The following is a 20,028-nucleotide window of genomic DNA, read 5'->3' on the forward strand; positions in this document are numbered from 1 at the left end:
CTGAGTAATCATCCATTATCTGCTCTCAGGTCAGAGGGCGCTTCACCGATGCTCCAGGGTCAATAGTTGAAAACTCCAGTCGATAACCTCATGGACCAAGTTTGTGAATGGTTTGTCTGACGTCAGATGGATGAATCGGATTGTTGAGGATTTCATTATTGAAGACCGAAGCTGTGTCGGCAATTGGTTGCTTTGCGTCAGAGAGTCGCAGAGAATGTTGCTTTTGTTCGATAGATCATGATGCAGATAGTTTAACGTTGCTCTGAGACCTGTCGCCATTATTAAAATTCTGAGTGATGAATAGCCTGGACATGGAGAATGAAATTCGTCGTCTGCTCGGAACTGCCGACATCGGAACGATGGAAGGTCTTTTGGTGGACTCGGCTGATTGGGGCGTGAATATCAGAATGACATTGAATAATCATTTTGTTGAAGTTGACTTGATTAAAAACTGGGATGGTTTTGAAATGATTTTGTTAGATGATCAAAATCGAAATTCTGTTCAGATTGATGAGATCCAGGATATTATTCAGATTTTCAAAAGTTACTACTGATCTCCTGCTGTTGCTGGCCTTGATTCATTCTCGAAGATGATTTTCATCGCCAGAATTGCCAGGTTCAATGTCAGTGTGAATGAATTTGCGATCATTACCGGCTTGGCGTCAACCTGAAACCCATAAATCACCCAGCAAAGACATCCCGTGCTGAAAGTGAGCAGCAAGGCATAGGAAACGTCTCTTGCTGATCGGGATTTCCATGTTTTGATGACCTGTGGCAGAAATGCAACAGTTGAAAGTGTTGCTGCTGCGAAACCGAATATTTCCGAAGAACTCAAATCTAATGTCATATCAAAAATGTTCATTGATCAAGATTGAAGCTACCGGGATAGCCGGATGGTCCGACTATATAAGTTCAATGAGACTACAGAATCACAGGCTCAGTTTTCGATAGGACATCCTCAGGTCTGATGTCGATCGTTCGGACAGCTTGAATCTGGTCCAGCCCTTTGCCAGCATTCACCCACCGGTGATGCGATCCGGTGGCTTTTGCACTCTTCGGCGGTCGAAGAACAAGAGCAAGCATGCCCCGAGGGTTTATGGAGGAGAAAGCGATCAACAATCAATTGCTTGAACTTCACCTGCAGCCAAAGCAGCATGGCCGTGCTGATTTCTTTGGCATCAAGCCATTCGGAAAGCTTCCTGCCTTGATCGTCAGTGATGTACTGCTTGCGGAGGGATCTTTCTTGCTGAGAACGAGAGCGGCGAGATCATCGCGCCCGCACAGCACGCATTGAACAGTCAGTGGGTGTTGTCCGTTAACGCAAACCTTTCCATTGCTTTGTTTGTTCTCTCCAGTCGTGATCGTGAATGTCCACAGCTCATGGAGATGTTCAATTGCCAATTGGATCCTGATCGTCCCCTGGTTGGCGACTGCTGGGGTGCTGCTGACTGTGCTGTTCAGGCCCATCTCAGTGACCAGCCATTGTTTTGTCCCAGTGCTTGTTCTCGGCCCCTGTCCGGTGATTGAGATTGTGATTGAGCGCACCAACCTCAGGCCTGCCTTCAGGCTGGTCATGGGTTTTGCCCGAAAGCTGATGTGCGTTCCGCTTTTCGATGATTGGCGATTCAATCGCTGCATGGGAGGGTGAGGACCAAGATCGCGCCACCAACGGTTCGGATGGATCTCGCTTCACTGCATCAGGAACTCGTCGCCAGTCCAGACCTGCTGATCGTGCAGGACCTTGACGGGGTCTGCATGCCTCTGGTGAAGGATCCACTGACCCGAAGCCTTTCTGAAAGATATGTGCATGCCGCTGCCCGATTACATGGCAGTTTTGTCGTTCTGACCAATGGCGAACACGAAGGTCATCGCGGTGTCAATCGTCTGGTTGAGACAGCACTCGGCGATTGCTCCATGGCCCGAAAACATGGTCTTTATCTCCCCGGGCTCGCTGCCGGTGGAGTGCAGCTGCAGGACGAATTCGGGAGGCTTACACATCCTGGAGTGAGTGAGGCTGAAATGAGTTTTCTGGCATCGGTTCCCGGGCGGATGAAGGCTCTGATGCGTTCCATGCTCCCTGCCTTGATGCCCGAACTGGGTGAAGCGGAGCTTGCCGTCGAAGTCGAGCGGGCTGTTCTCGACACTCAGGTGTCACCAACCATCAATCTCAACAGCCTTTTCGGTTGGATCCCCGACGATGTCGACCGTCAACGTCAATTGCAGTCAATGCTGGAGTCGCTGATGCAGCAACTCATGGCAATGGCCCAGGCCGAAGGCCTTCAAAACTCCTTCTTCCTGCATGTTGCGCCGAATCTCGGGCGTGACCCTCTTGGCTGTGAACGACTCAAACCTGCCGTCAAGGGAGACGTCGGCAGTACCGATATCCAGTTCATGTTGCGAGGAGCCATCAAGGAAGCGGGATTGCTGGTGTTGATCAATCGCCACATCGCAGCACGCACAGGCACGGCACCCCTCGGAGAAGCGTTCAACGTCAGAACCGCGCCCCACGACCATGAAGCGCTGCTGGCTCTCTGCGAGGAACGGATACCGCCTGAACAGATGCCTTCTCTGGTCGGTGTTGGTGACACTGTCACGTCAACGGTCAATCCCTCTGGTGATGGCTGGTTGAGAGGAGGCAGTGATCGAGGCTTTCTCACTCTTCTTCAGGAACTCGGATGCAGCTTTGGCCGTCCCAACCGGGTGGTGCTGGTCGACAGCAGTGGCGGAGAGGTTGACCGACCATCGTTGGCCGATGGTTCTCTCGCTGGGATCAGTGATCCTGATGATCCTCTGCACTTCGATGTCTGCATTCCTGGCGGTCCTGAGGCCTACGTGAACTGGTTCATCGGTTTGTCGGAAGCTCGGACCGAGCTCACACTCTGAAACCTCCCTTCCAGATTGATCGGGGAGTGTGCGCTGTTGGTTGAAGAGTCGTTTCCCTAAATCTGCGGGTCTAGCCACAATTCCAACAGGTCACGGCTTCAGCTCGCTCACCGACGTTGACATCAACCTTTCCCGAAACACTGAGGTTCCCCCCCGTTCGCCGGGGGAAATTGACCACCCTGCAGGTCAACCTCGGCTATCGCTGCAATCAGAGCTGCAGTCACTGTCATGTGAATGCCGGCCCTTGGAGGAAAGAAATGATGGCTGGCGAGCTGATTGATCTGATCCCTGAAGTGCTCGCCCGCCTTGATCTTCGCTGTCTTGATCTCACCGGCGGTGCACCGGAGCTGCATCCTCAGTTTCGTGAGCTTGTTTCGGCGGCCAGGGCTCTTGGCGTGGAAGTGATTGATCGCTGCAACCTCACGATCCTCAGCGAACCCGGGCATGAGGATCTTGCTGAATTCCTGGCGTTGAAGGCTGTGAGGGTGGTTGCCTCACTGCCTTGTTATGAAAAGGAGAGGGTGGATCTACAGCGAGGCCAGGGCGTCTATGAGCGCAGCATTGCAGGTCTCAAGCAGTTGAATCATTTGGGATATGCCCAACCCGGATCACCCCTGCAACTGGATCTGGTGTTCAACCCTTCAGGCCCTTCTCTTCCACCGGCTCAGGAACCCCTTGAGGCTCAATACCGGCAGGCTTTGTTCTCGAGCCACGGGATTTCCTTCTCTCACCTGCTCACGATCACCAACATGCCAATTCAGCGGTTCGCGCGAGATTTGCAGCATCAGGGTCAGCTCGAGCCCTACCAGCAGATCTTGCGTGAGGCCCATCGACCGGAAAACATCCCTGCGGTCATGTGCCGAAGCCTGATCAGTGTGAGCTGGACAGGCGCTCTCTACGACTGCGATTTCAATCAACAGTTGAATCTTGCATCCAACGCTGGCCCTCGAGTGCTCGCTGATCTACTCAGTGCAGCGGATGGACTGATGGATCAACCGATTGCCGTCGCAGACCATTGCTTTGGGTGCACTGCTGGCAATGGGTCCAGCTGTGGTGGTTCGCTCAGTTGAGCGTGACCTGAACTCCAGCAGGCGTGAACAGGAACACATGCTCCCCGAGCCGGTGTTCCTCACCATCGATGGCCTTCACGCCACCGGATACGAAATCAGCAGTGCGTTGTGCCTGGGCGATCTCCATGGACGTGAGATCAAGCACGACCGTTTTCTGACTGCGAACAGCCAAAACAGCGGCCATCCCCTCCGTCACGTCTTGCGGTCGGATCACAAGCAGTTCCCGTAAATGCTCTTGAGTGAATTGATTCATTACTGTCAGCCTGGCGAGGCTGGAGGAAAGTCGCAGCAACCGTCACCATGCAGAAATGACCAAATCTTCATCAGCTGATTCGGCGCCAGCGCACTGCGGCAGTAAGCCCAAACGCTTGGCTATCGGAATTGCTCCACTCGGCACTGTTTCGATCGGAATTGTCCCGATGGGCGTGATCTGTATCGGCATCGTTCCGATGGGCGTCGTGTCCATCGGTGTGGTCGCCATGGGCGTCATCAATCTTTCGATTGTGGGAATGGGGCTGCTGGCGATCGGCGCCAACACCATGGGGGTCTGGACGGTTGGACCGATGAGCATGGGTTTGGTTCAGATCGGCGGGCGTGGCAGCCATGACCACAACAGCCACGCTCCTGCTGAATCAGAGGACGATCCACTTCTCCTGGCTTATCCAACCAAGGCTGAAGCTGAAGCACAGGCCAAGCTGATCGGCTGTGAGGGAGTCCACCAGATGGGCAGTCACTGGATGCCTTGTGCCGAGCATTCAATGGGCCATCACTAGCCAGCACTGATCAGCGGCAAGCAGTGCAGATGCCCCGCACATTCAGGCTGGAATCGATCAGTTCAAAATCGAATTGCTTGCAGGCATCACGGCCTGCCTGGAGAACCGCCTCATTCTCAAATTCCTCCGTAAGCCCGCAGCGCACGCAGACAAGATGATGGTGGTGGATGTGTTCAGCATCCGCCAGCTCGAAACGACTGCCGCCATCACGTAGTTCCAGTTCCTGGAGAAAATCCATCTCCACCAACAGGCGCAGGGTGCGGTAGATGGTTGCCAGCGAGACCTTGGACTGATTGTCCACAAGCTGACGGTGAACCTCTTCTGCACTGAGATGACTGCCGCTGCCGATCTGCTCGAACAGGTCCAGCACCAAGCGCCTTTGCGGCGTCATTCGCCGCCCATCCTGGTGCAGCCCCTTCTTCAGAGTTCCGGTCGCTTCAGCAGAAGAGGTTGCAGGCGACATGCAAACGGTATGCAGTGTTTCTCAATAGTACGCACTATTGAGAGTCAACACCAGTGCTCGTTGACGAGTTGTTTTCTCCTTTGGCTGGTCGTGTGAGTGACTTCTGATACGAAGCATGAGTCCAGCTGGGACATCAACCACCAATTGGTGAGATTTGGGACAGGCTTTTGCAGAGGCTCATGCCGATTGAGCTCACATCGGCCTTAACAAGCCTCAACAGCCTGGAGAGGTTCGAGCCTGCAAACCCGATAGGCTGACTTTCCGTTCGATGAAAAGAGTGTCGGTCTCCTGGTCGGTGCTAATGCGCTTCGTTGCGAGCGGCCTTTTCCTGTTGGCTCATGGATTGCTGGTGCTTGAACACATCGCACTGGGAACAGCACTTCATGGCGTTGCCGAAGTCTTTCTGGCTCCTTGGGCACTGCGTCACCGTGCCTGGGACCTGATTGTGATTGGGTTGATCTTCTGCGTGTTTGACCTTTGGGGAACCCTGAGATTGATCAATGTGCTGGGTTGAGCGTCACGGATTCCATCCACCAACGGGCGACGCGTCCAGCCTGATTGGGCTTGCTCGCAGGCACCGTGACCACGACCAGCCTCTTGTTGCTTCGCTGGTAGTCGTATCGGCAGTAACCAACACCCGTTCCTGAGCAGGACGCCAGTGACGACAGCTGATTGCCCGCCAGCGTCTGCTCAAAGGTCTGCACTTGCCCTTCAGGCGCCGGATTCCAGCCTGTTGATGTCAAGGTCTGGTCGACAACCAAAATCGATTGGCCCGCTTGCAGTTCAGGTGGCCGTTGCTCAGCTTTCAAATCAACCCAGATCCCGGACATGATGAGACCGGAAAAAACCAGCAGCCAGCGCATAACCGAACCCGTTTCCACAGGCATAGCCACGGATCTGCTGCGAATGCCACGCTTCAGCGTTGATCCTGCTCAGCCTCTCGGGCTCCAACGACCAGAGCGGCGAGAAACGGCAGAGCCGCAAGGGCTGTGAGAAGTTCCACCATCAATCGTCGAGTGGCCAGAAGTTTGTACTCTGTAACGGACTGCTGTGGTTTCAACAGCTACCAAGGCCATCACAACTCACAGCATTGCCTGGTTCTTCAACGGTTGAATCGGCAAAATAATCGGGTAGGCAGAATGATTGCCTGAGCCAATCGTTGGTTGTCAGGGTTGCCTTGTTACGTCAAAAGTTTAAAGTATTTATCTGAATCTGCGTGAATGACGCCTTTGATTTTTCAAGAATCAATCCATTAAAGTGAAGCTAGATTGCATTAATGGCGCTCCCATAAAAAATATCCACCCAGCACTCCGGCTTTATTGGAATGCAGAATTACCTCTTTGGATAATTTCGCGTCTTTGAGAAGTTTACTGTTGCCACCACCCAAATGTAATAAATCCCAGTTCCAGATGTGCTTTGTTGTTGATATCACTCTTTCAACACGCTGTATCCATTTCTCTTTGCCAATATCTTCAAGCGCTGGTCTGCCGACATAGTCTTCATACGTCTTTTTCTTTTTAAACAAATGATGCGCAAGTTCCAGATTCGGGACCAGCTGCCCATCAATAAACAAGGCTGATCCCATTCCTGTCCCGAGGGTCAGCACCATCTCAACACCCTTTCCAGAAACACATCCATAACCCTGAACATCTGCATCATTGGCCACATGAGTTGGCTTTTTCAAACGCTGTTCCAGCTGAGCTGCAAGATTGATGCCGGGCCAATGACTGTCTAAGTTGGCAGCCGTTTCAATAACTCCATTACGCACGACACCAGGAAATCCAGCGGCCACACGATCAAATTCAGGCACTTTGCTGGTCAACCCTTCAATCACTTCAAGAATTGATTCCGGGGTTGCTGGGTGAGGAGTTTCTTGCCGCTGACGATCACAAAGCCCATTCCCTTCGGGGTCAAGAACAATGAGCTTCACACCAGTCCCACCAATATCAATGCAGAGAGTGTTGGCTTGGTTTTTCATTCGTACACTTAATATTCTTGACAGTCTATTCCCAAAACTCAACTTTTCAACAATTTCAGGTTTCGCTGAAAATATGTGTGAAACTATCAATAGAAGCCAACAGATGGTGATCGCAACAAGATACGCAGTTTCAACGCCTTCAAAGCGAATGCCCTGGTTCAATAATCCTGGTTGAGCATTTTGCTAACGCCCACGGCTGAGACTGATTCCGCAGCCTGATCGATCCTGGTTTGCCCCCTTCATGGGTGATCAACAAACAATTCTAAACTCTAAAAAAGGGAAATAGAAAGGTTTCTATAAACTCACAAGCTCAGTAGCAACTGATTGAAGGTTTTCTGTCGAAATTAAAATAATTATAATCTGTTTGGCTGAATACTCAGTCCTCGCAGTGTCTTCGAAGGTAATCAGAGCGTTGTTGGTCGCTCCAGTCAGCCTTTCTTGCCTCGTCACAAAGCCCTTTGAGGCGTTGATTGAGCTTTTCCTGCTCATTGATATCATCTCGGATACCACGCACATAGAGAGATCCTGTTACTACAGCCACTGATATTGCACAGATCACAGCGATGATCTTCAAGAGTTTTTCCATAATCTTCCTTAGCACACAACAAACACCATCTTGGAGTTTGTTGTCTGATTTTCAGTCATCAATCGGGGCGACAGGATTCGAACCTGCGACCTAGTGCTCCCAAAGCACCCGCGCTACCAAGCTGCGCCACGCCCCGTTACCCCCACATAGTAGGGCCTGACGGCGATCTCGCCGAAACAAGCTGCAGCAGTGGGTCTCAGCTCTTGCGCCATATGTGCTCAGATGGTGTCATCTAGAGGCAATCCCTCGCCCGCCTGTCGCCCGCGTCGCCCGGTTCCTCGCCCGCTTTGCCAAATTCCTGGATCGGAGTCGAGCTGATCAGGAGCCAAGTGCAGGTCATCGTCGACAGCAACCGCTTGGCTGAGCGGGACAGAACTGCTGCCGACATTCTTGGCCTGCCAGAGGTGGGCTTTTTCAGCATCACCCGCAGTGAATAGAAGTGCATCACCCGGATGGGGGATGTGGATCGGAGGGATTCGGGGGAACTTGAAGTGGGGGGAAATGATTGATGGACAAGACAACCAAAAACTCGGGATCTCTTGCTGGCATCGCTGTCGCCAGTCTGTTTGCACTGGTATTTGCTGCTGCATTTGCCTTTGAGTCCAACAACTATGAGCAGCAATACAGAGACTGCATCGCGAAGAGTGAGCTAAGTCGTGCTCAATGCCGGTTGCTCTATCCCCCATAGTTAGGGCATCACTTGAGTTGTTTGTGTCTGCGCTCTACTTAATTAAATAATCAATCAGAGGGACGATTTTACCCGCTTCCAGTGCATCAGCTTGGTGATTAAAATCGGTTCAGTTATTGACGCCAGAATCAATCATGGGCGCCGAAACACCAGATAAATACAGCAAAAAACATACTGCTCGATGCAGCAAAGAAGTAAAAGACAACAGGATTGAACGCATGGTCGAATGGATCAGCCTCTGCAGACCCACTGGAGTCATGCTTCGACTCGCAACGGCTGAATGGGGGGTCAGCAAAAGGCAGGCTGAAAGTTATCTCTACGAGGCCAGAGCAGTGATCCTTGAGCGTTGGAACAACCAAGGACGCAAGGATTTTGTCGCTAGTGCCCTGGAGAAAATGGAGCGGGTTGCAGAGCTCTCGATCAAAACAAACCAGCACAGTAACGCGATCGGGGCTGTGAACCTGCAGGCCAAACTGCTCCAGATCACCACTCGGGATAACTGATCTCAGAAGTATCGTCTCCCACATATCGCAACCCCCCGGCACCCCCAAATCGGCGGCAAAAATAATCGAGAGGAGAGAAAGCATCACTTAGCTCCATTCTATTTCTCATCAACCTCACTAATCGCTACAGCGCGATCCATCGAAGAAGTCAAAAAGCAGATTATTTGTTGAGTGGATATGAACTGTTCAGGGGGATACTGCTCGGAAATGCCATCTCTAGTATCGTCGGCCATTCAGCCAAATTCAGACGTCTCCACCTTCGCCCAATTGCCATGAAAAGACTATTCCTTCTTGTTGCCTTACTTGCCGCGGCTCCGGCGCATGCTGCTAGATATGATTTTGGCCAGGGAGTCGCATCATTAGCGTGCGTAATGTTGGATTCTGGCTATAGCCAGAGTCAAGTATATGCTCTTTTAGATACACTAAAAGCTCAAATTGAGAGAGGCGGTTCAACTAATTGGCGAGATGAGAAGCAAATGATAGATGGTTTTAATTATCAAGCTCGTAATAATCATCGCGACTGTCCATTGAGGATGAGCAATTAGGTCTTGATATCAAACTCTAAGTACTCATAGATAAAGCATTAGGTAATTCCAGGATCAGCAAGGCATTAAAAGCCCGGCAACATCGGCCGGGCAGCTGATCAGAATGTCGGCCTTAGTTATGCACCAGCCAGGGCTGCCATCACATCAACCTCATCAACCTCGATGTAGGGAGTGAGCCCGGAAAGTGATTGATGGCCCGTAACCCGCTGCACTGCAGGCAATGATGCGCCGCGCTTCAGGGCACCAGTGGCAAAAGATCGACGGAAACTGTGAGTCGAGACACCCTCAAACCCGAGTCGCTTGGCGGTGGCCCTCAATGCTTTGTCAGCAGCCTGTCTGCTCATTGGAGTCTGGGTGCTGCCAGTAGCTGGAAACAGCACCTCACCAGCTGCAGGGGCATGGCCATGCTCATCAGCCCAAGCCTGGCGGTAATCATTCAGTGCAGCCTGAAGCCTGTCGGTGCAGCGGATCTGTTTGGTGGCCTTTGTCTTAGTTGTGGCCTTCCGATAGGTGACGTGACCGGCAGCAACATCGCCCCAAGTCAGGGCCAGGGTCTCGGTGATGCGAGCAGCCGACCATCGCTGCAGAGACCACAGAGCCCGATAACGAGGAGACGGAGCAGCAGCCAACAGCTCATCGAGTTGCTCGGGGGTGAGCACCGTCGCTTGACCGTGGCGATTGACCTTCACAGCAGGCTCAAATCAGCCTTAACGCTAGTTGCTCTACTGTTAGAAGAGCAACCAAAGAGTGACAGCAGACGTTCTGGGCAGAGCACCCCAAATCCGGCCGGTTTCGGGCCTTATTGCGAAGCAATAGGGAGGCGCAGTTGAGAACCCAGTGATGGTGATAGGAGATGCAACGTCTATGTCTCCCCCTCCCCCGGGGGAAAGGATCGACATGGCTGCGATGCCATGGGGGGAGGTGTCAGAGATAAATGCTCTTTAGATGCCGTACTCACTCCCATCGATCTGAGGGGGCTGTGAGCAAGATCACAGCTCTTCTTGAGCCAGGTCAATGAGTCAGACGCTGAATCCAGAGATGGTGTGTGCATCGGAGGGAGAGATCCCTCGATAACCCACCACATCGCTTCCAAGATCCATGACCTTCAAAATCAAATTAGTCTCTCGCTACACCAATCTCCGCAAGCCAGCTTTTACTGGTAGCGCAAACACTCTAAAAAGCCTTGGATACAACAAAACAAAGTTTATGTGGCATGACCAAAAGTCTGGCAAGCAAGATGGATCAGTGGTTGCAGACTTTGATAAGCGTGATCAAATTGACCCTCTTGGTATTAACGAGGATTCCAAGCCAAGCAAAAACAGTACGGTAAAGGATTTCGAGCTAGCTACTGCTGATGAAATACTCGGGAGTCTTAACTCTAAGCAAGAAAGCCCTCTCAGCATTGGCACCAATGTCTCTAAGTTAGATCAGCTAACAGGCTCTAAAACAGCTAGTAAGGAAGACACCCTGCTTCCTTGGCAGCGAGAGGATGATGGCGGTTCTGACATGCAAAAAGCATTTGCAGGCTTATATGATTCAACACTCGCTAACGGTGGTGATTCTAAAAGTGGTACTGAGAGCACGGAAAAAAGGGTAGAAGGTGGAAGTGTTGTCGATTTTATTAAAAATAGTTTTTGGGCAGCCGTTGGAACGTACCTTGGGGTAAAGGCTGGCAACGCTGTTGAAGCAGCTGGAGTTGGATCAAGCACAGTAAAAGAGATCGCAAGTAATGGGCCAGGTGCTTATATTTCTGCTTTTCAAGTTGGACATTCAGAGAATAAAGAGGATTCACTACTTGACTCATCTGCAAGTTTGCTCGTTGGTGCTGTTAACCCAATCTTGGGATTAGCTGTTGCAATAGGATTAGCAGGAGAAAATGAGATGCAACAAGAAGCTATGCAGACTTCACAAAATATTTGTTTGGCACTCGCTGGTACAGCGCATGGTGGCAGTCGAGATAATTGCTTGAATTGGGGTCCTAATGGAAAGCCATGGAGTGCTGAGATGATGGAGGCAGTGAGGGATTACTTGTATAACGGCAAAGATCCAGCAAAGATTGCCAAAGAGCAATGGGAAAATAAAGATCCCCTTATTAATCCAGGCGCCAACCAGAACAATGATGCTGGATCCGCTCAGGCTGATGATTGGTTTACGAATCAACGAGGAGCTATCTGCCCTATTGATGAAACAATTATCGATCCTTTTGAAATGAAGCGGACCTTCATTGCTGATCCATCTCTTGGCTTCTTGATTAATCCTGGTGAAGGCGGTAACAACGGCGGCGAAGGTGGTCTGGATGAAGGTGGCGATCCGTTCAGCAAAAACCTCTTTGGTCAGCCATCTGACAGCAGCGACGGCACGACCACTCTGTTCTGATGCCAATGTCGGGGATCCTGATGCCTTAAGGCTGAAAGCAATAAAAAACCCAAAAGGGAAAAGCAGGGCGGTCATGAAGCGAGGCTGATCTATCCCCCGGCAGAACAATCAACTAAGAGCCCCGCTCTCACGAGTGGGTTTTTTAGTTTTGACAGCAACTTTGCCCACCGCGAATCCTTCAATGACTTGGCAGCGGAGGAGGGAGTCGGTCACACACCCATGCGACACCAAACCCTCAATAGAAAGCAAAAGCTGGAGTCAATACTGCGGAATCACAGGCAGTTGGTGGCGTGACTGCGGGGGCCGGTCCATAAGGCAGTGCCTGGGGATCCCTGCAGGCCATTACGATCGACCGGTGCTCGGGCGTCCCGGTGGATCGGGCTGCCGCTGAACGAGTATTGGCCGGAGTTGCTAGTTGATTGCAGTCTTGATTACTAATTAAGCGCTGACTATCTCTGCTCAATTGCGCGCAATATCACCTTGACGGTCCCGGTAGTGCCTCTTCCCGTTTCCTTTCCCGTTACCGTTTCGGTTCATCTGTAACGGGAGCGCAGAATTGAAGTCCATGGGGGCTCCCCAAGCAATAATCGCCTCCTAGAATGAAACGAGGGTGACCCCTGTCGTGCACCCTTACATCCCGGTTGCTTGGTGTTGACGTTAAGGCATTGATCATTGGTAATTGCTGAACTTCTTTTCTCTGTGCTGATGTATTCGCACCACCAAAGCGAACTTTAATATCGGCTGAAACTTTGGTCTCGAATGCCTCGTCATAGGAGATATTCACACCAGCCGTTAAGCCACTGCTGATCTCATTAGCCAGGCGTCCGAGCACACCAGAACCATCAGCATCGCCTACATCCCCATTTTGGTAGTAATAACCAACAGAGGCATTCAGCTCAGGCGTGATGAAATAACCTACATCAAGCCCATAGGTATCCAGTGCACCACCTTGGTAATACCAGTTCAGTTTCTGCTCAGTATCACCAACAGGAATTAAGGCATAAGCATTGAAGTTCCAGTCATTGGAAACAGCTTCTGCATTTAAAGCCACCTGCTGGAAGAAAGCACTCTTCTCTGTGCCGCTGACATCGACCCAGGTATCGGTCCCACCTGTATTCATCGGGCGGCTGTCATAACCACCGTTGATGCCAAACATCCAACTGCGGTCACTATTCAGCCAGCGATAGCCAAGTCTTGAAGAGGTGCTGACGGTGGTGCCAGCCACCTCGGTATTGATGATGCTGCTGTCACCTGCTCGATCAGCGAAGTTGGCGTTGATCAGGGCATCAACGAACCACATGCTGCTGTCACCAACAGAGAGAGGCAGGAACCCACCGATGCCTGCTTGGTTCGGTGTTCCCGCACCCTGCAACGCACCCTGGAATCCAAGGGTTGGCTTGACCACATCCTTGAGGCTGATGCTCATCACATCGCCGAGATCCTCTGCACTGCCGTCCTGTGCCTTCAAAGGCATTGGGGCGATGGCAACAGCTGAAGCCAGCAGTCCAATCGAGAGGCGGCGGAGCATTGGGATGGCGTCAGTCCGCGCATGATGCCGGGCTTTTCCTGGTTGCGCCCGTCGCGGCTGAGAGGGTGCTGGCCCGGGTTTTGCAGTGTTGCTAGAGCTCTGGTCAGTTGCTTATTTCATTAGTGAACCCCTGGCTCCTCCTTCTCTACACAGTGCTGTTTTGCTTTGTTTACGGGGCGACCTATGGCGCTGCACTCACCGGAAAGATCGCTTCTTGCGTGAACCGCAATTCAGCGACGACCGCATCAGTATTTGCAGTGGTTCTATGGCTGCTTAACAAACCCTTTGGCTGAGCGGCTCTTCTTGCGTTCATGGCTAGTACAAGCGTCCTTGTCACGCGAGCGTGTCAATCGATCACGGGGTCGACAACTCACCCGAGTCAGAGAGTCCGGTTTTTCTGGATGTGGCTCCAGGGATGACGGTTGCGGTGCAGCATGACCCCATGACCGGCGAGACAGCCGACAAGGATTGGTGGATGGGGCAGGTGATCCACAATGGCGGTGCTGCCCGCGATCCGAAGATCCACAACCTGTTCCAGATCGCTGATGTGGATTCAGGCGTGATCCGCTGGGTCAACGCTGATCTGGTGACTCACATCCTGCCGAAAGCCTGCTAGAGGCCATGGTCGACCCTGCTTGGGAACAACAACTAAGCTTCAGCGCTTGCTCAAGAACTCAGTAATGGTTTACAAGCTCATCAGCACTGAGTTTCCTGATCAGAACCAGACCTTCATCGACAGTCTTGAGTCAGCACTCTGGGCAGTTCAGAAAATCAAAGGATCATCCGGAACAATCGAGGATCTAATCGCAGAAATTGAGAAGGCCAAAGAAACGGTCAATATCAAGCCAGGTCAATAAAAAGCCGCGCGCTTGGCGGGGCTGCTGAATATCAACGGTGGCCTGGACGATCAGGCGTCGGCCATCTCCACGACCAGCTGAAGAGATCAGTGCAGCTGATGCAGTGCAATGAGCTGCAGGCGCTGCATCTAGGCAAAAGTCTGAGTGTCGCGGACAGCAATATGGGAATGACGCGGAGCTGTTGATGGTGAATGCCAGTCTGAACTGGGCCTCGCTCTGGGGGCTGCTGCTCATGGCTCTCTGGGTTCCTGCCCTCGTGGTGTCGTTGCGACGCTTCGATGTGTTGATGGATCGGGATCAGCCGCTCGAGTCGCTTCAGGGGCTCGGGCTGGTTTGGCTTCTGGTCACCCTGGCCGGACGCTGCATCGCCTTACCGCTGGTGGGATCGATCATGTTTTTTCAGGGGTGGCGCTTGGATCCGATCTTGCAATTCGGATTGACCCTGCTCGTGTGGGGCATCATCGTTGAGTCGATCCCCTCCATTCGTGCGGACCATCTTGCGTTGCAGCAACGCTCGGCAGAGGATGCTCAGCAATCAAGTCGACAGCGTGCTTTGGAGCTGCGCCTTCGCGATCGTGTCTGGCCCTGGTCGTTCGCGCATGCAGTTCTGCCTTTTGCTGGCATCTATTACGCGATTACCCGGCGCACCATTACACCATTTTTATGGGATGTCGTCGCACGTGTTGTCCTGCTGCTGATCACTAGCGGCGTGTTGTTGATCCTCCACCGTTTATCGGACGGCGAGACAGTGAACTGGCTTCCAGTTGGTGTGTTCTGGGTGCTGCTTGTAGTGAATGTGTTCGCCTGTCTTCTGCCTGTGAGAGCTGCCATCCGCCGCACTCAGGCAGATGCCCGTCGCCGCTTGGAGGTCCACGGTTGACCAGGGGGTCTACAGCTCGCCGGAATCAGTCTCACACCCATGAGAGCTCGAACCCTCAATGGAAAGCAAAAGCTGGAGTCAATGCTGAGGAATCGCAGGGAGTTGGTGGCATGAATGCGGGGGCCGGTCCATAAGGCAGTGCCTGGGATCGCTGCAGGCCATAACGATTCACCGGTGCTCGGGCGTCCCGGTCGATCGGGCTGCTGCTGAGTGAGTATTGGCCGGAGTAGCTAGTTGATTGCAGGCTTGATTACTAATTAAGCCCTGATTATCTCTGCCCAACTGCGCTCAATCGTGCAAAGTATTGAAGGCTGATTTGTGGGATTATTGGCGAGATTGAAGCAATAAATAGCTCCTGTTAATGCAGAGGGTTTGAGTGTGTAAGTTTTGAAGCCGAGGGGAAAAAGTTACGGACACTAGATTTTTACCAGCAACAACCTACACCGCAGTGTGAGCCCCAGCCACCAGTTTGAGTAGACTTCTCAAGTCCTCCAGCTACGACTTCTAGCTCATCTTCTGAAAGTTCTGATTGAGCCTGGGTTAGGTCAGCAGCAGAAATACTAAAACCTGCTTCCTTGGCAATGGCAGCAACAGCATTGGCATCAGCTGCTGCTTTGAGCTTCTCCTGAAGGCCGGTGTCTGCTTTGACTTTTTCTAGGAACGCTTTGAGTTGCTCTTCTGACATGAGATTAGAAATTGTTTGTTGTTTGAGTTTACAAGTTGCCAGGTATCGGATGCCATTTTAAGCGAATAGGGAAGTCATTGAAGAAATAAAAAGCCCCTGCTAATGCAAGGGCTTTGAGTGTGTAGGCTGTGGCCGTAATTTTCAGCTAGTATTTATTTTTTAAATGTGTCCGCGCAGCAGTTTGGGATGCAGGTATTTGTAAGTTTATAGGCCCCCCCAGCCACACCTTCCAGCTCATCATCAGGCAGGGTTTGGCGATGCTCTTTTAAGTCTTCTGTGGTGATCGAGAAGCCTGCAGCTTTGGCAATAGCAACAGGGTCAGCGCCTTCTGCTTTGAGCTGTTCCTGCAGTGAAGGATCGGCTTGAACTTTGGCGATGAATGCCTTCAGTTGTTCTTCTGTCATGGGTATCTGAAGTCTTTAACTGTTATAGCAATAATGTCTTGAAGTGTCTTTGGCTAACAATTAAAGCCCTCAATCGTGCCAGGTATTGAAGGGTGATTTTGGGTTTATGGTGTTGGTTGAAGAAATAAAAAGCCCCTGTGGTCGGGGGCGTTGAGTAGTCGCTATCGATCTCCCGACAAAACACCTCACACCAATCACACCCAGCCAAATGCGGGGATCTTATTCTCTGAACTGCTAAGCGTTAATACTTAGAGGGATATTTTTTCTGGTCAACGAGCTTTTGCAGTTGTTCGAATACTACGAAGACTCTCCACCTTGATCGAGGCATGTCAGAAATTGCTTTTTCAAGGCAAGAATAAAAAGTTTGACTATAACTTGGCAAATAGCCGCTTTGTTTTTTTGAATCGCGTAGCCCTTAATGCTTCTCTTACAGCACTTCGCATACTTTTGCCATTAATTGGCATAGCTTATTTAGTTATCGAGTCACGTGAAATTTTTGAATTGAGACAGCTTACAAGTTTTACAGTATTTCTTTTTCTTTTTATGATGGCAAGCTTTCAGATGGGAGTCAGTCGTGCGCTGATTCAGACGGCAAAACGTAAGTCAGCATTCAAAGCTTCTCAAATTGGCGGACTGATGTTCATAGGGACTCTTTTCGCTGCAATAGATGCAGCGCTTGATGCCTTCTTCAGCCAGCTGGACGTGTTACCAAAAACTCCTTTAATTCCTTTTCTTTTTCTACTTGGCTGGGTCTGCAATTCAGCAGCTGTAGTATTTGGATTGATTTCAATGGATCGCTTCATTCCATTATTGAACGAATTCATTCAATCTCCTATTAAAAAGTTAGATCCTGATAAGGCCATTGAAAAGCAAATTTCGCGGGAGAGCATGAAGTAACCAGACAAGTACCTGCCAAATGCGGGGTTTTTTAATGCTGTGGCTTAAGCAGCCAGTGCTTTCAGCAAGGCAGCGAGATCTGATGCTGAGCCCCCGGCATTCACGCCTTCGATCTTCAGTGGGATTCTGTTGACCCTGATGCTGCAGCAAATGCCGACGGACCAAAGGCGTGCAGATGCGAATTGGACTGAGGGGTGTGCCAGTTGCCCTCAGCTCATGCCCAGACTTTTTATCAGTCCTGCTGAAAGGACCATCAGCACTGGAATGTCCAGCTGCTGCGTCACTGGTATGACCGCAGTGATGCTGGCCATTACGGGGCAGCGGTCAGCCTGTGGTCAGAAGGATGCTGCGCCACAACGCGATTGAGGCATGGGAAACGATGCAGAAGCCAGGCGGCTGGAAACGCTGTCAGTCCTGGTGGTGACAGAGGTTTCACCTATTCACCAGAAGATCACCAGAACCTCATGGGGTCTACACCAGAGCTGTGGAGTGGGATTCACCAGAAGGGCTGTGATCTTAAAGGAGTCGAGGGGGCAACACCCCACACATCACTCACTCACTTCAAAACAATGACTACTTTCAACACTGACTACAACAAAACTGAACTACTTGATCAAGAGCTAGAGGCTGTTGCTGGAGGAAAGTCTGGAATCGATAGACTATTTGAGTTGCCTGATGCATTGTTAACACCACAACAAAGGGAATGGCGAAACAGACTTGGGGCAATGAGAGGAGTCTGAGTTGACTTGCTGGTGAACCATTAGCCCCGCCACGTGCGGGGCTTTTTATGTCCAGCAAGTGAATACGGTGTTTCCTGCCAACCGTTGCTATGACTGCTGAACAGACCTGCTACCCATGTCAGAAGAGCAACTCAAAGCCTTTCTAGAAAAGGTCAAAGGAGATACCAACCTTCAAGAGAAGCTCAAAGCAGCTGCTAATCCTGATGTAGTAGTTTCGATTGCAAAAGAAGCAGGGTTTAGTATTTCTGCTGATGACTTGACTAAGGATCAATACGAACTTTCAGACGAAGAATTGGAGGGGGTGGCTGGTGGTTTCAGAACTCGAGTATGGCATCATCAGGCAATTCACTGCTGACTGTGTGGAATCATCCTTCAATTTTTGATGGATTCTGAGCCTACTCATCAAAGCCCCTGCAACCCATGTCTGAACAGCAACTTAAAGCGTTCCTAGAGAAGGTGAAAGGCGACACTAACCTTCAGGAAAGATTAAAAGCAGCGGCTGATTCTGATGCTGTGGTCTCTATTGCGAAAGAAGCAGGTTTTAGTGTTTCTGCTGATGACTTGAAGAACGCTCAATCAGAGATTTCTGAAGAAGAGCTGGAGGGCGTCGCTGGTGGCGCGGACTCCTGGAGAGCTGGTTGGGGGCCATGCCGGGTTCGCCTTTCGATGTTACCGCTGCATAGCAATTGCCAAGGCTAATTGCCACGGTGGTAGGTAATGCTTGAACAGCATACGCATTAAAACTGTTTGCAATGGCAGAGGATTAATTTTTTTAATGGCAGGACTATTCACTTAAATTGGATCCGACACCTGGCACGATTGAGCGCAGTTGAGCAGAGATAGTCAGGGCTTAATTAGCAATCAAGTCTGCAATCAACTAACAACTCCGGCCAATACTCGTTCAGCAGCAGCAATCAACCCCGACGTCCTGGCACTAATTCGTCAAGGCTGACTGATATTGACTGATTCTCCGCCCGCTGTCGCCCGCTAGGTAGCAGAGAAGGGTGAGATTCAGGCTGTGACTGGGTTAGGACTTGTGTCAGAGAGTGCTCCCAAAGCAGGCGCGCTGCCAAGCGTGCGGCACGCCCCGGCATACCCACCGAGTAGAGCTTGAGGTGGATCTGGCCAAAACCCACTGCTGCAGATGGTTTCGCTCTTGTGTCAGGTGTGGTCATACACACCATCTGCGGATTCAACATTTGACTTTATGAATGCCTTATGGAGCGTTGTGAGGTTGGTCACAGGCTGAAGGGCGATGGTCTAGTAAGCAGGGCCACCTCTCGTTAGAGACGATTGGCATGGGTTTGTGGTGATGCTGAGTCAGCTTCAGATGGTCAGAATAGGGAAAATACATCCATCCACTTGAACGACGAGTTACGCAAAGAGGCAGCGGACCTAGGCATAGAGCCTTCGGAGCTAGAGAGATTGCGTACACCGGAGGAGATATACCAGGCCCTCCTCAGCCTTGGCTTACTCATCCCCAGATGGCTTTATTGGGGCAAGAATATTGAGGAAGGGATGCAAATAGCACCTGAACATCAAGCCCAACAGGACCAAGATCTTGCTGTAGTTAAACAGACTTCCTTTAATCTAGCCATCGGGCTATTGCCAGTCATAGCCAATCGGGCCTTACTTACTATTGATATTCTAGCCCCACTTTCTTATAGCTTTGGGTACTTTATAGAGGGTGCCACAGGCCAAGATAAGACACAGGCAGAAAAGATTGAAATCTATAACGATGCAATTCGCTGGTGCTATACAACGGATATCTTCATTGAGGTTCAAGAGAACTTAAATATTGGATGCACTATGGAACAACTTAAGGTTGCATCTGGTTATCGAGAGAATCGTCATTATCCGCATGACACCTTAGCAATTGTTCTGAGAATTCTTGTGAGAGACTATGTGTACGGCCAAGATAATCGTCTGTCTGATACCTTCAAACAAGACTATCTAGAAGCCTCCTATTGCTTAGCTACAGCTCAAGCGATCCATGGGTTCACCCCTGATTGGGTTCCTGCGATGATGCATAACATCGGGGTTACCTGGTATGACACAGCCAACAAAGTTGACCTCAAGGATTTCCTTGATTACTGCTTCAAAGAGGTCAAGACAATGCTTGATCTTGGCAAACAGGTGAGGGTAGAACGTCAGTCGTAAATCAGCACAGAT

At 51.0% G+C, this 20,028-nt stretch carries 25 protein-coding genes and 1 tRNA gene; 16 read left to right on the forward strand and 10 right to left on the reverse strand.

Features of this window, described 5'->3' with window-relative positions; genetic code table 11:
- Positions 1-296 precede the first annotated feature (296 nt).
- Positions 297-554 carry a hypothetical protein gene (locus tag AC6EI9_RS02880; protein WP_498469004.1) on the forward strand — a complete coding sequence of 86 codons (258 nt, stop codon included), beginning with the start codon at positions 297-299 and terminating at the stop codon, positions 552-554.
- On the opposite strand, the gene AC6EI9_RS02885 is transcribed toward AC6EI9_RS02880, so the two are convergent.
- Entirely contained in the window at positions 548-862 is a 315-nt protein-coding gene (locus AC6EI9_RS02885) for a SemiSWEET family sugar transporter (protein ID WP_498469005.1), read from the reverse strand. The genes AC6EI9_RS02880 and AC6EI9_RS02885 overlap by 7 nt on opposite strands.
- 234 nt (positions 863-1,096) lie before the next feature.
- On the opposite strand from AC6EI9_RS02885, the gene AC6EI9_RS02890 reads away from it, so the two are divergent.
- From AC6EI9_RS02890 to arsS, 4 genes are all read left to right on the forward strand, one after another.
- Positions 1,097-1,294 (forward strand): thioredoxin domain-containing protein, encoded by a 198-nt coding sequence (locus AC6EI9_RS02890; protein WP_498470141.1) that lies wholly within the window; start codon positions 1,097-1,099, stop codon positions 1,292-1,294.
- Between the two features lie 129 nt (positions 1,295-1,423).
- Complete coding sequence (locus tag AC6EI9_RS02895) at positions 1,424-1,648, forward strand: hypothetical protein (protein WP_498469006.1); 225 nt, start codon at positions 1,424-1,426, stop codon at positions 1,646-1,648.
- A gap of 29 nt (positions 1,649-1,677) precedes the next feature.
- Positions 1,678-2,883: a glucosylglycerol 3-phosphatase gene (stpA, locus tag AC6EI9_RS02900; protein ID WP_498469007.1), complete on the forward strand. Its 1,206-nt coding sequence runs from the start codon at positions 1,678-1,680 to the stop codon at positions 2,881-2,883.
- Positions 2,884-3,053: 170 nt separating this feature from the next.
- Positions 3,054-3,953, forward strand: coding sequence for an arsenosugar biosynthesis radical SAM (seleno)protein ArsS (gene arsS / locus AC6EI9_RS02905; RefSeq protein ID WP_498469008.1), 900 nt, complete (start codon positions 3,054-3,056; stop codon positions 3,951-3,953).
- On the opposite strand, the gene AC6EI9_RS02910 is transcribed toward arsS, so the two are convergent.
- Positions 3,946-4,206, reverse strand: a complete 261-nt coding sequence (locus tag AC6EI9_RS02910; RefSeq protein WP_498469010.1) for a cell division protein SepF — start codon at positions 4,204-4,206, stop codon at positions 3,946-3,948. The two genes, arsS and AC6EI9_RS02910, sit on opposite strands and share 8 nt — an antisense overlap.
- A 55-nt stretch (positions 4,207-4,261) precedes the next feature.
- Here AC6EI9_RS02910 and AC6EI9_RS02915 point away from each other — a divergent pair, with 55 nt between their 5' ends.
- A complete protein-coding gene (locus AC6EI9_RS02915; RefSeq protein ID WP_498469012.1) occupies positions 4,262-4,726 on the forward strand; it encodes a DUF3721 domain-containing protein in 465 nt (154 codons plus the stop codon).
- 10 nt (positions 4,727-4,736) lie between these two features.
- Here the strand turns inward: AC6EI9_RS02915 and AC6EI9_RS02920 are convergent, their stop codons facing one another.
- Positions 4,737-5,189, reverse strand: coding sequence for a Fur family transcriptional regulator (locus AC6EI9_RS02920; RefSeq protein WP_498469014.1), 453 nt, complete (start codon positions 5,187-5,189; stop codon positions 4,737-4,739).
- A gap of 301 nt (positions 5,190-5,490) precedes the next feature.
- Here AC6EI9_RS02920 and AC6EI9_RS02925 point away from each other — a divergent pair, with 301 nt between their 5' ends.
- Complete coding sequence (locus tag AC6EI9_RS02925; RefSeq protein ID WP_067097271.1) at positions 5,491-5,703, forward strand: DUF8641 family protein; 213 nt, start codon at positions 5,491-5,493, stop codon at positions 5,701-5,703.
- Here the strand turns inward: AC6EI9_RS02925 and AC6EI9_RS02930 are convergent.
- The 3 genes from AC6EI9_RS02930 to AC6EI9_RS02940 form a co-directional block, all read right to left on the reverse strand.
- A complete protein-coding gene (locus AC6EI9_RS02930; protein WP_498469016.1) occupies positions 5,687-6,019 on the reverse strand; it encodes a hypothetical protein in 333 nt (110 codons plus the stop codon). The genes AC6EI9_RS02925 and AC6EI9_RS02930 overlap by 17 nt on opposite strands.
- Positions 6,020-6,462: 443 nt before the next feature.
- Positions 6,463-7,329, reverse strand: a complete 867-nt coding sequence (locus tag AC6EI9_RS02935) for an ROK family protein (protein WP_498469017.1) — start codon at positions 7,327-7,329, stop codon at positions 6,463-6,465.
- 486 nt (positions 7,330-7,815) lie between these two features.
- Positions 7,816-7,889: transfer RNA gene (locus AC6EI9_RS02940), tRNA-Pro, on the reverse strand.
- A gap of 151 nt (positions 7,890-8,040) precedes the next feature.
- Here AC6EI9_RS02940 and AC6EI9_RS02945 point away from each other — a divergent pair.
- Both AC6EI9_RS02945 and AC6EI9_RS02950 read left to right on the forward strand, forming a co-directional pair.
- Entirely contained in the window at positions 8,041-8,190 is a 150-nt protein-coding gene (locus AC6EI9_RS02945; protein ID WP_498469018.1) for a hypothetical protein, read from the forward strand.
- Positions 8,191-8,575: 385 nt separating this feature from the next.
- The gene (locus AC6EI9_RS02950) at positions 8,576-8,944 is read left to right on the forward strand and encodes a hypothetical protein (protein WP_498469020.1); all 369 of its coding nucleotides are present in this window, start codon (positions 8,576-8,578) and stop codon (positions 8,942-8,944) included.
- 661 nt (positions 8,945-9,605) lie between these two features.
- Here AC6EI9_RS02950 and AC6EI9_RS02955 read toward each other — a convergent pair.
- Positions 9,606-10,178: a tyrosine-type recombinase/integrase gene (locus AC6EI9_RS02955; protein ID WP_498469021.1), complete on the reverse strand. Its 573-nt coding sequence runs from the start codon at positions 10,176-10,178 to the stop codon at positions 9,606-9,608.
- A gap of 409 nt (positions 10,179-10,587) precedes the next feature.
- On the opposite strand from AC6EI9_RS02955, the gene AC6EI9_RS02960 reads away from it, so the two are divergent.
- On the forward strand, positions 10,588-11,865 hold the full coding sequence (locus AC6EI9_RS02960) for a hypothetical protein (protein ID WP_498469022.1): 1,278 nt from the start codon (positions 10,588-10,590) through the stop codon (positions 11,863-11,865).
- A 520-nt stretch (positions 11,866-12,385) separates the two neighbouring features.
- Here AC6EI9_RS02960 and AC6EI9_RS02965 read toward each other — a convergent pair.
- Positions 12,386-13,393: a carbamoyl-phosphate synthase gene (locus tag AC6EI9_RS02965; protein WP_498469023.1), complete on the reverse strand. Its 1,008-nt coding sequence runs from the start codon at positions 13,391-13,393 to the stop codon at positions 12,386-12,388.
- A gap of 343 nt (positions 13,394-13,736) precedes the next feature.
- On the opposite strand from AC6EI9_RS02965, the gene AC6EI9_RS02970 reads away from it, so the two are divergent.
- Together AC6EI9_RS02970 and AC6EI9_RS02975 are read left to right on the forward strand one after the other, a co-directional pair.
- On the forward strand, positions 13,737-14,009 hold the full coding sequence (locus AC6EI9_RS02970) for a DUF3104 domain-containing protein (RefSeq protein ID WP_498469024.1): 273 nt from the start codon (positions 13,737-13,739) through the stop codon (positions 14,007-14,009).
- 425 nt (positions 14,010-14,434) lie between these two features.
- Positions 14,435-15,130 carry a hypothetical protein gene (locus AC6EI9_RS02975; protein WP_498469025.1) on the forward strand — a complete coding sequence of 232 codons (696 nt, stop codon included), beginning with the start codon at positions 14,435-14,437 and terminating at the stop codon, positions 15,128-15,130.
- A 424-nt stretch (positions 15,131-15,554) separates the two neighbouring features.
- Here AC6EI9_RS02975 and AC6EI9_RS02980 read toward each other — a convergent pair whose 3' ends face one another.
- Positions 15,555-15,815, reverse strand: coding sequence for a Nif11-like leader peptide family natural product precursor (locus AC6EI9_RS02980; RefSeq protein WP_498469026.1), 261 nt, complete (start codon positions 15,813-15,815; stop codon positions 15,555-15,557).
- A gap of 152 nt (positions 15,816-15,967) precedes the next feature.
- Entirely contained in the window at positions 15,968-16,219 is a 252-nt protein-coding gene (locus AC6EI9_RS02985) for a Nif11-like leader peptide family natural product precursor (protein WP_498469027.1), read from the reverse strand.
- Between the two features lie 315 nt (positions 16,220-16,534).
- Here AC6EI9_RS02985 and AC6EI9_RS02990 point away from each other — a divergent pair, with 315 nt between their 5' ends.
- The 4 genes from AC6EI9_RS02990 (at position 16,535) to AC6EI9_RS03005 (ending at position 20,016) form a co-directional block, all read left to right on the forward strand.
- On the forward strand, positions 16,535-17,116 hold the full coding sequence (locus AC6EI9_RS02990; protein ID WP_498469028.1) for a hypothetical protein: 582 nt from the start codon (positions 16,535-16,537) through the stop codon (positions 17,114-17,116).
- An 855-nt stretch (positions 17,117-17,971) separates the two neighbouring features.
- Positions 17,972-18,211, forward strand: coding sequence for a Nif11-like leader peptide family natural product precursor (locus AC6EI9_RS02995; RefSeq protein WP_498469029.1), 240 nt, complete (start codon positions 17,972-17,974; stop codon positions 18,209-18,211).
- A gap of 65 nt (positions 18,212-18,276) precedes the next feature.
- Positions 18,277-18,555 (forward strand): Nif11-like leader peptide family natural product precursor, encoded by a 279-nt coding sequence (locus tag AC6EI9_RS03000; RefSeq protein WP_498469031.1) that lies wholly within the window; start codon positions 18,277-18,279, stop codon positions 18,553-18,555.
- Between the two features lie 663 nt (positions 18,556-19,218).
- Positions 19,219-20,016: a hypothetical protein gene (locus tag AC6EI9_RS03005; RefSeq protein WP_498469032.1), complete on the forward strand. Its 798-nt coding sequence runs from the start codon at positions 19,219-19,221 to the stop codon at positions 20,014-20,016.
- The last annotated feature ends 12 nt before the right edge of the window (positions 20,017-20,028 follow it).

It is taken from the genome of Synechococcus sp. MIT2312 (genome assembly GCF_059772315.1).

Excerpts from the sequence above, each read along its gene's own strand:
- AC6EI9_RS02880 (WP_498469004.1), top strand. The coding sequence starts at position 297 with ATGAATAGCCTGGACATGGAGAATGAAATTCGTCGTCTGCTCGGAACT.
- AC6EI9_RS02885 (WP_498469005.1), bottom strand. The coding sequence starts at position 862 with ATGAACATTTTTGATATGACATTAGATTTGAGTTCTTCGGAAATATTC.
- AC6EI9_RS02890 (WP_498470141.1), top strand. The coding sequence starts at position 1,097 with ATGGAGGAGAAAGCGATCAACAATCAATTGCTTGAACTTCACCTGCAG.
- stpA (WP_498469007.1), top strand. The coding sequence starts at position 1,678 with ATGGATCTCGCTTCACTGCATCAGGAACTCGTCGCCAGTCCAGACCTG.
- AC6EI9_RS02910 (WP_498469010.1), bottom strand. The coding sequence starts at position 4,206 with ATGAATCAATTCACTCAAGAGCATTTACGGGAACTGCTTGTGATCCGA.
- AC6EI9_RS02915 (WP_498469012.1), top strand. The coding sequence starts at position 4,262 with ATGACCAAATCTTCATCAGCTGATTCGGCGCCAGCGCACTGCGGCAGT.
- AC6EI9_RS02920 (WP_498469014.1), bottom strand. The coding sequence starts at position 5,189 with ATGTCGCCTGCAACCTCTTCTGCTGAAGCGACCGGAACTCTGAAGAAG.
- AC6EI9_RS02925 (WP_067097271.1), top strand. The coding sequence starts at position 5,491 with ATGCGCTTCGTTGCGAGCGGCCTTTTCCTGTTGGCTCATGGATTGCTG.
- AC6EI9_RS02930 (WP_498469016.1), bottom strand. The coding sequence starts at position 6,019 with ATGTCCGGGATCTGGGTTGATTTGAAAGCTGAGCAACGGCCACCTGAA.
- AC6EI9_RS02950 (WP_498469020.1), top strand. The coding sequence starts at position 8,576 with ATGGGCGCCGAAACACCAGATAAATACAGCAAAAAACATACTGCTCGA.
- AC6EI9_RS02960 (WP_498469022.1), top strand. The coding sequence starts at position 10,588 with ATGACCTTCAAAATCAAATTAGTCTCTCGCTACACCAATCTCCGCAAG.
- AC6EI9_RS02965 (WP_498469023.1), bottom strand. The coding sequence starts at position 13,393 with ATGCTCCGCCGCCTCTCGATTGGACTGCTGGCTTCAGCTGTTGCCATC.
- AC6EI9_RS02975 (WP_498469025.1), top strand. The coding sequence starts at position 14,435 with ATGGTGAATGCCAGTCTGAACTGGGCCTCGCTCTGGGGGCTGCTGCTC.
- AC6EI9_RS02980 (WP_498469026.1), bottom strand. The coding sequence starts at position 15,815 with ATGTCAGAAGAGCAACTCAAAGCGTTCCTAGAAAAAGTCAAAGCAGAC.
- AC6EI9_RS02985 (WP_498469027.1), bottom strand. The coding sequence starts at position 16,219 with ATGACAGAAGAACAACTGAAGGCATTCATCGCCAAAGTTCAAGCCGAT.
- AC6EI9_RS02995 (WP_498469029.1), top strand. The coding sequence starts at position 17,972 with ATGTCAGAAGAGCAACTCAAAGCCTTTCTAGAAAAGGTCAAAGGAGAT.
- AC6EI9_RS03000 (WP_498469031.1), top strand. The coding sequence starts at position 18,277 with ATGTCTGAACAGCAACTTAAAGCGTTCCTAGAGAAGGTGAAAGGCGAC.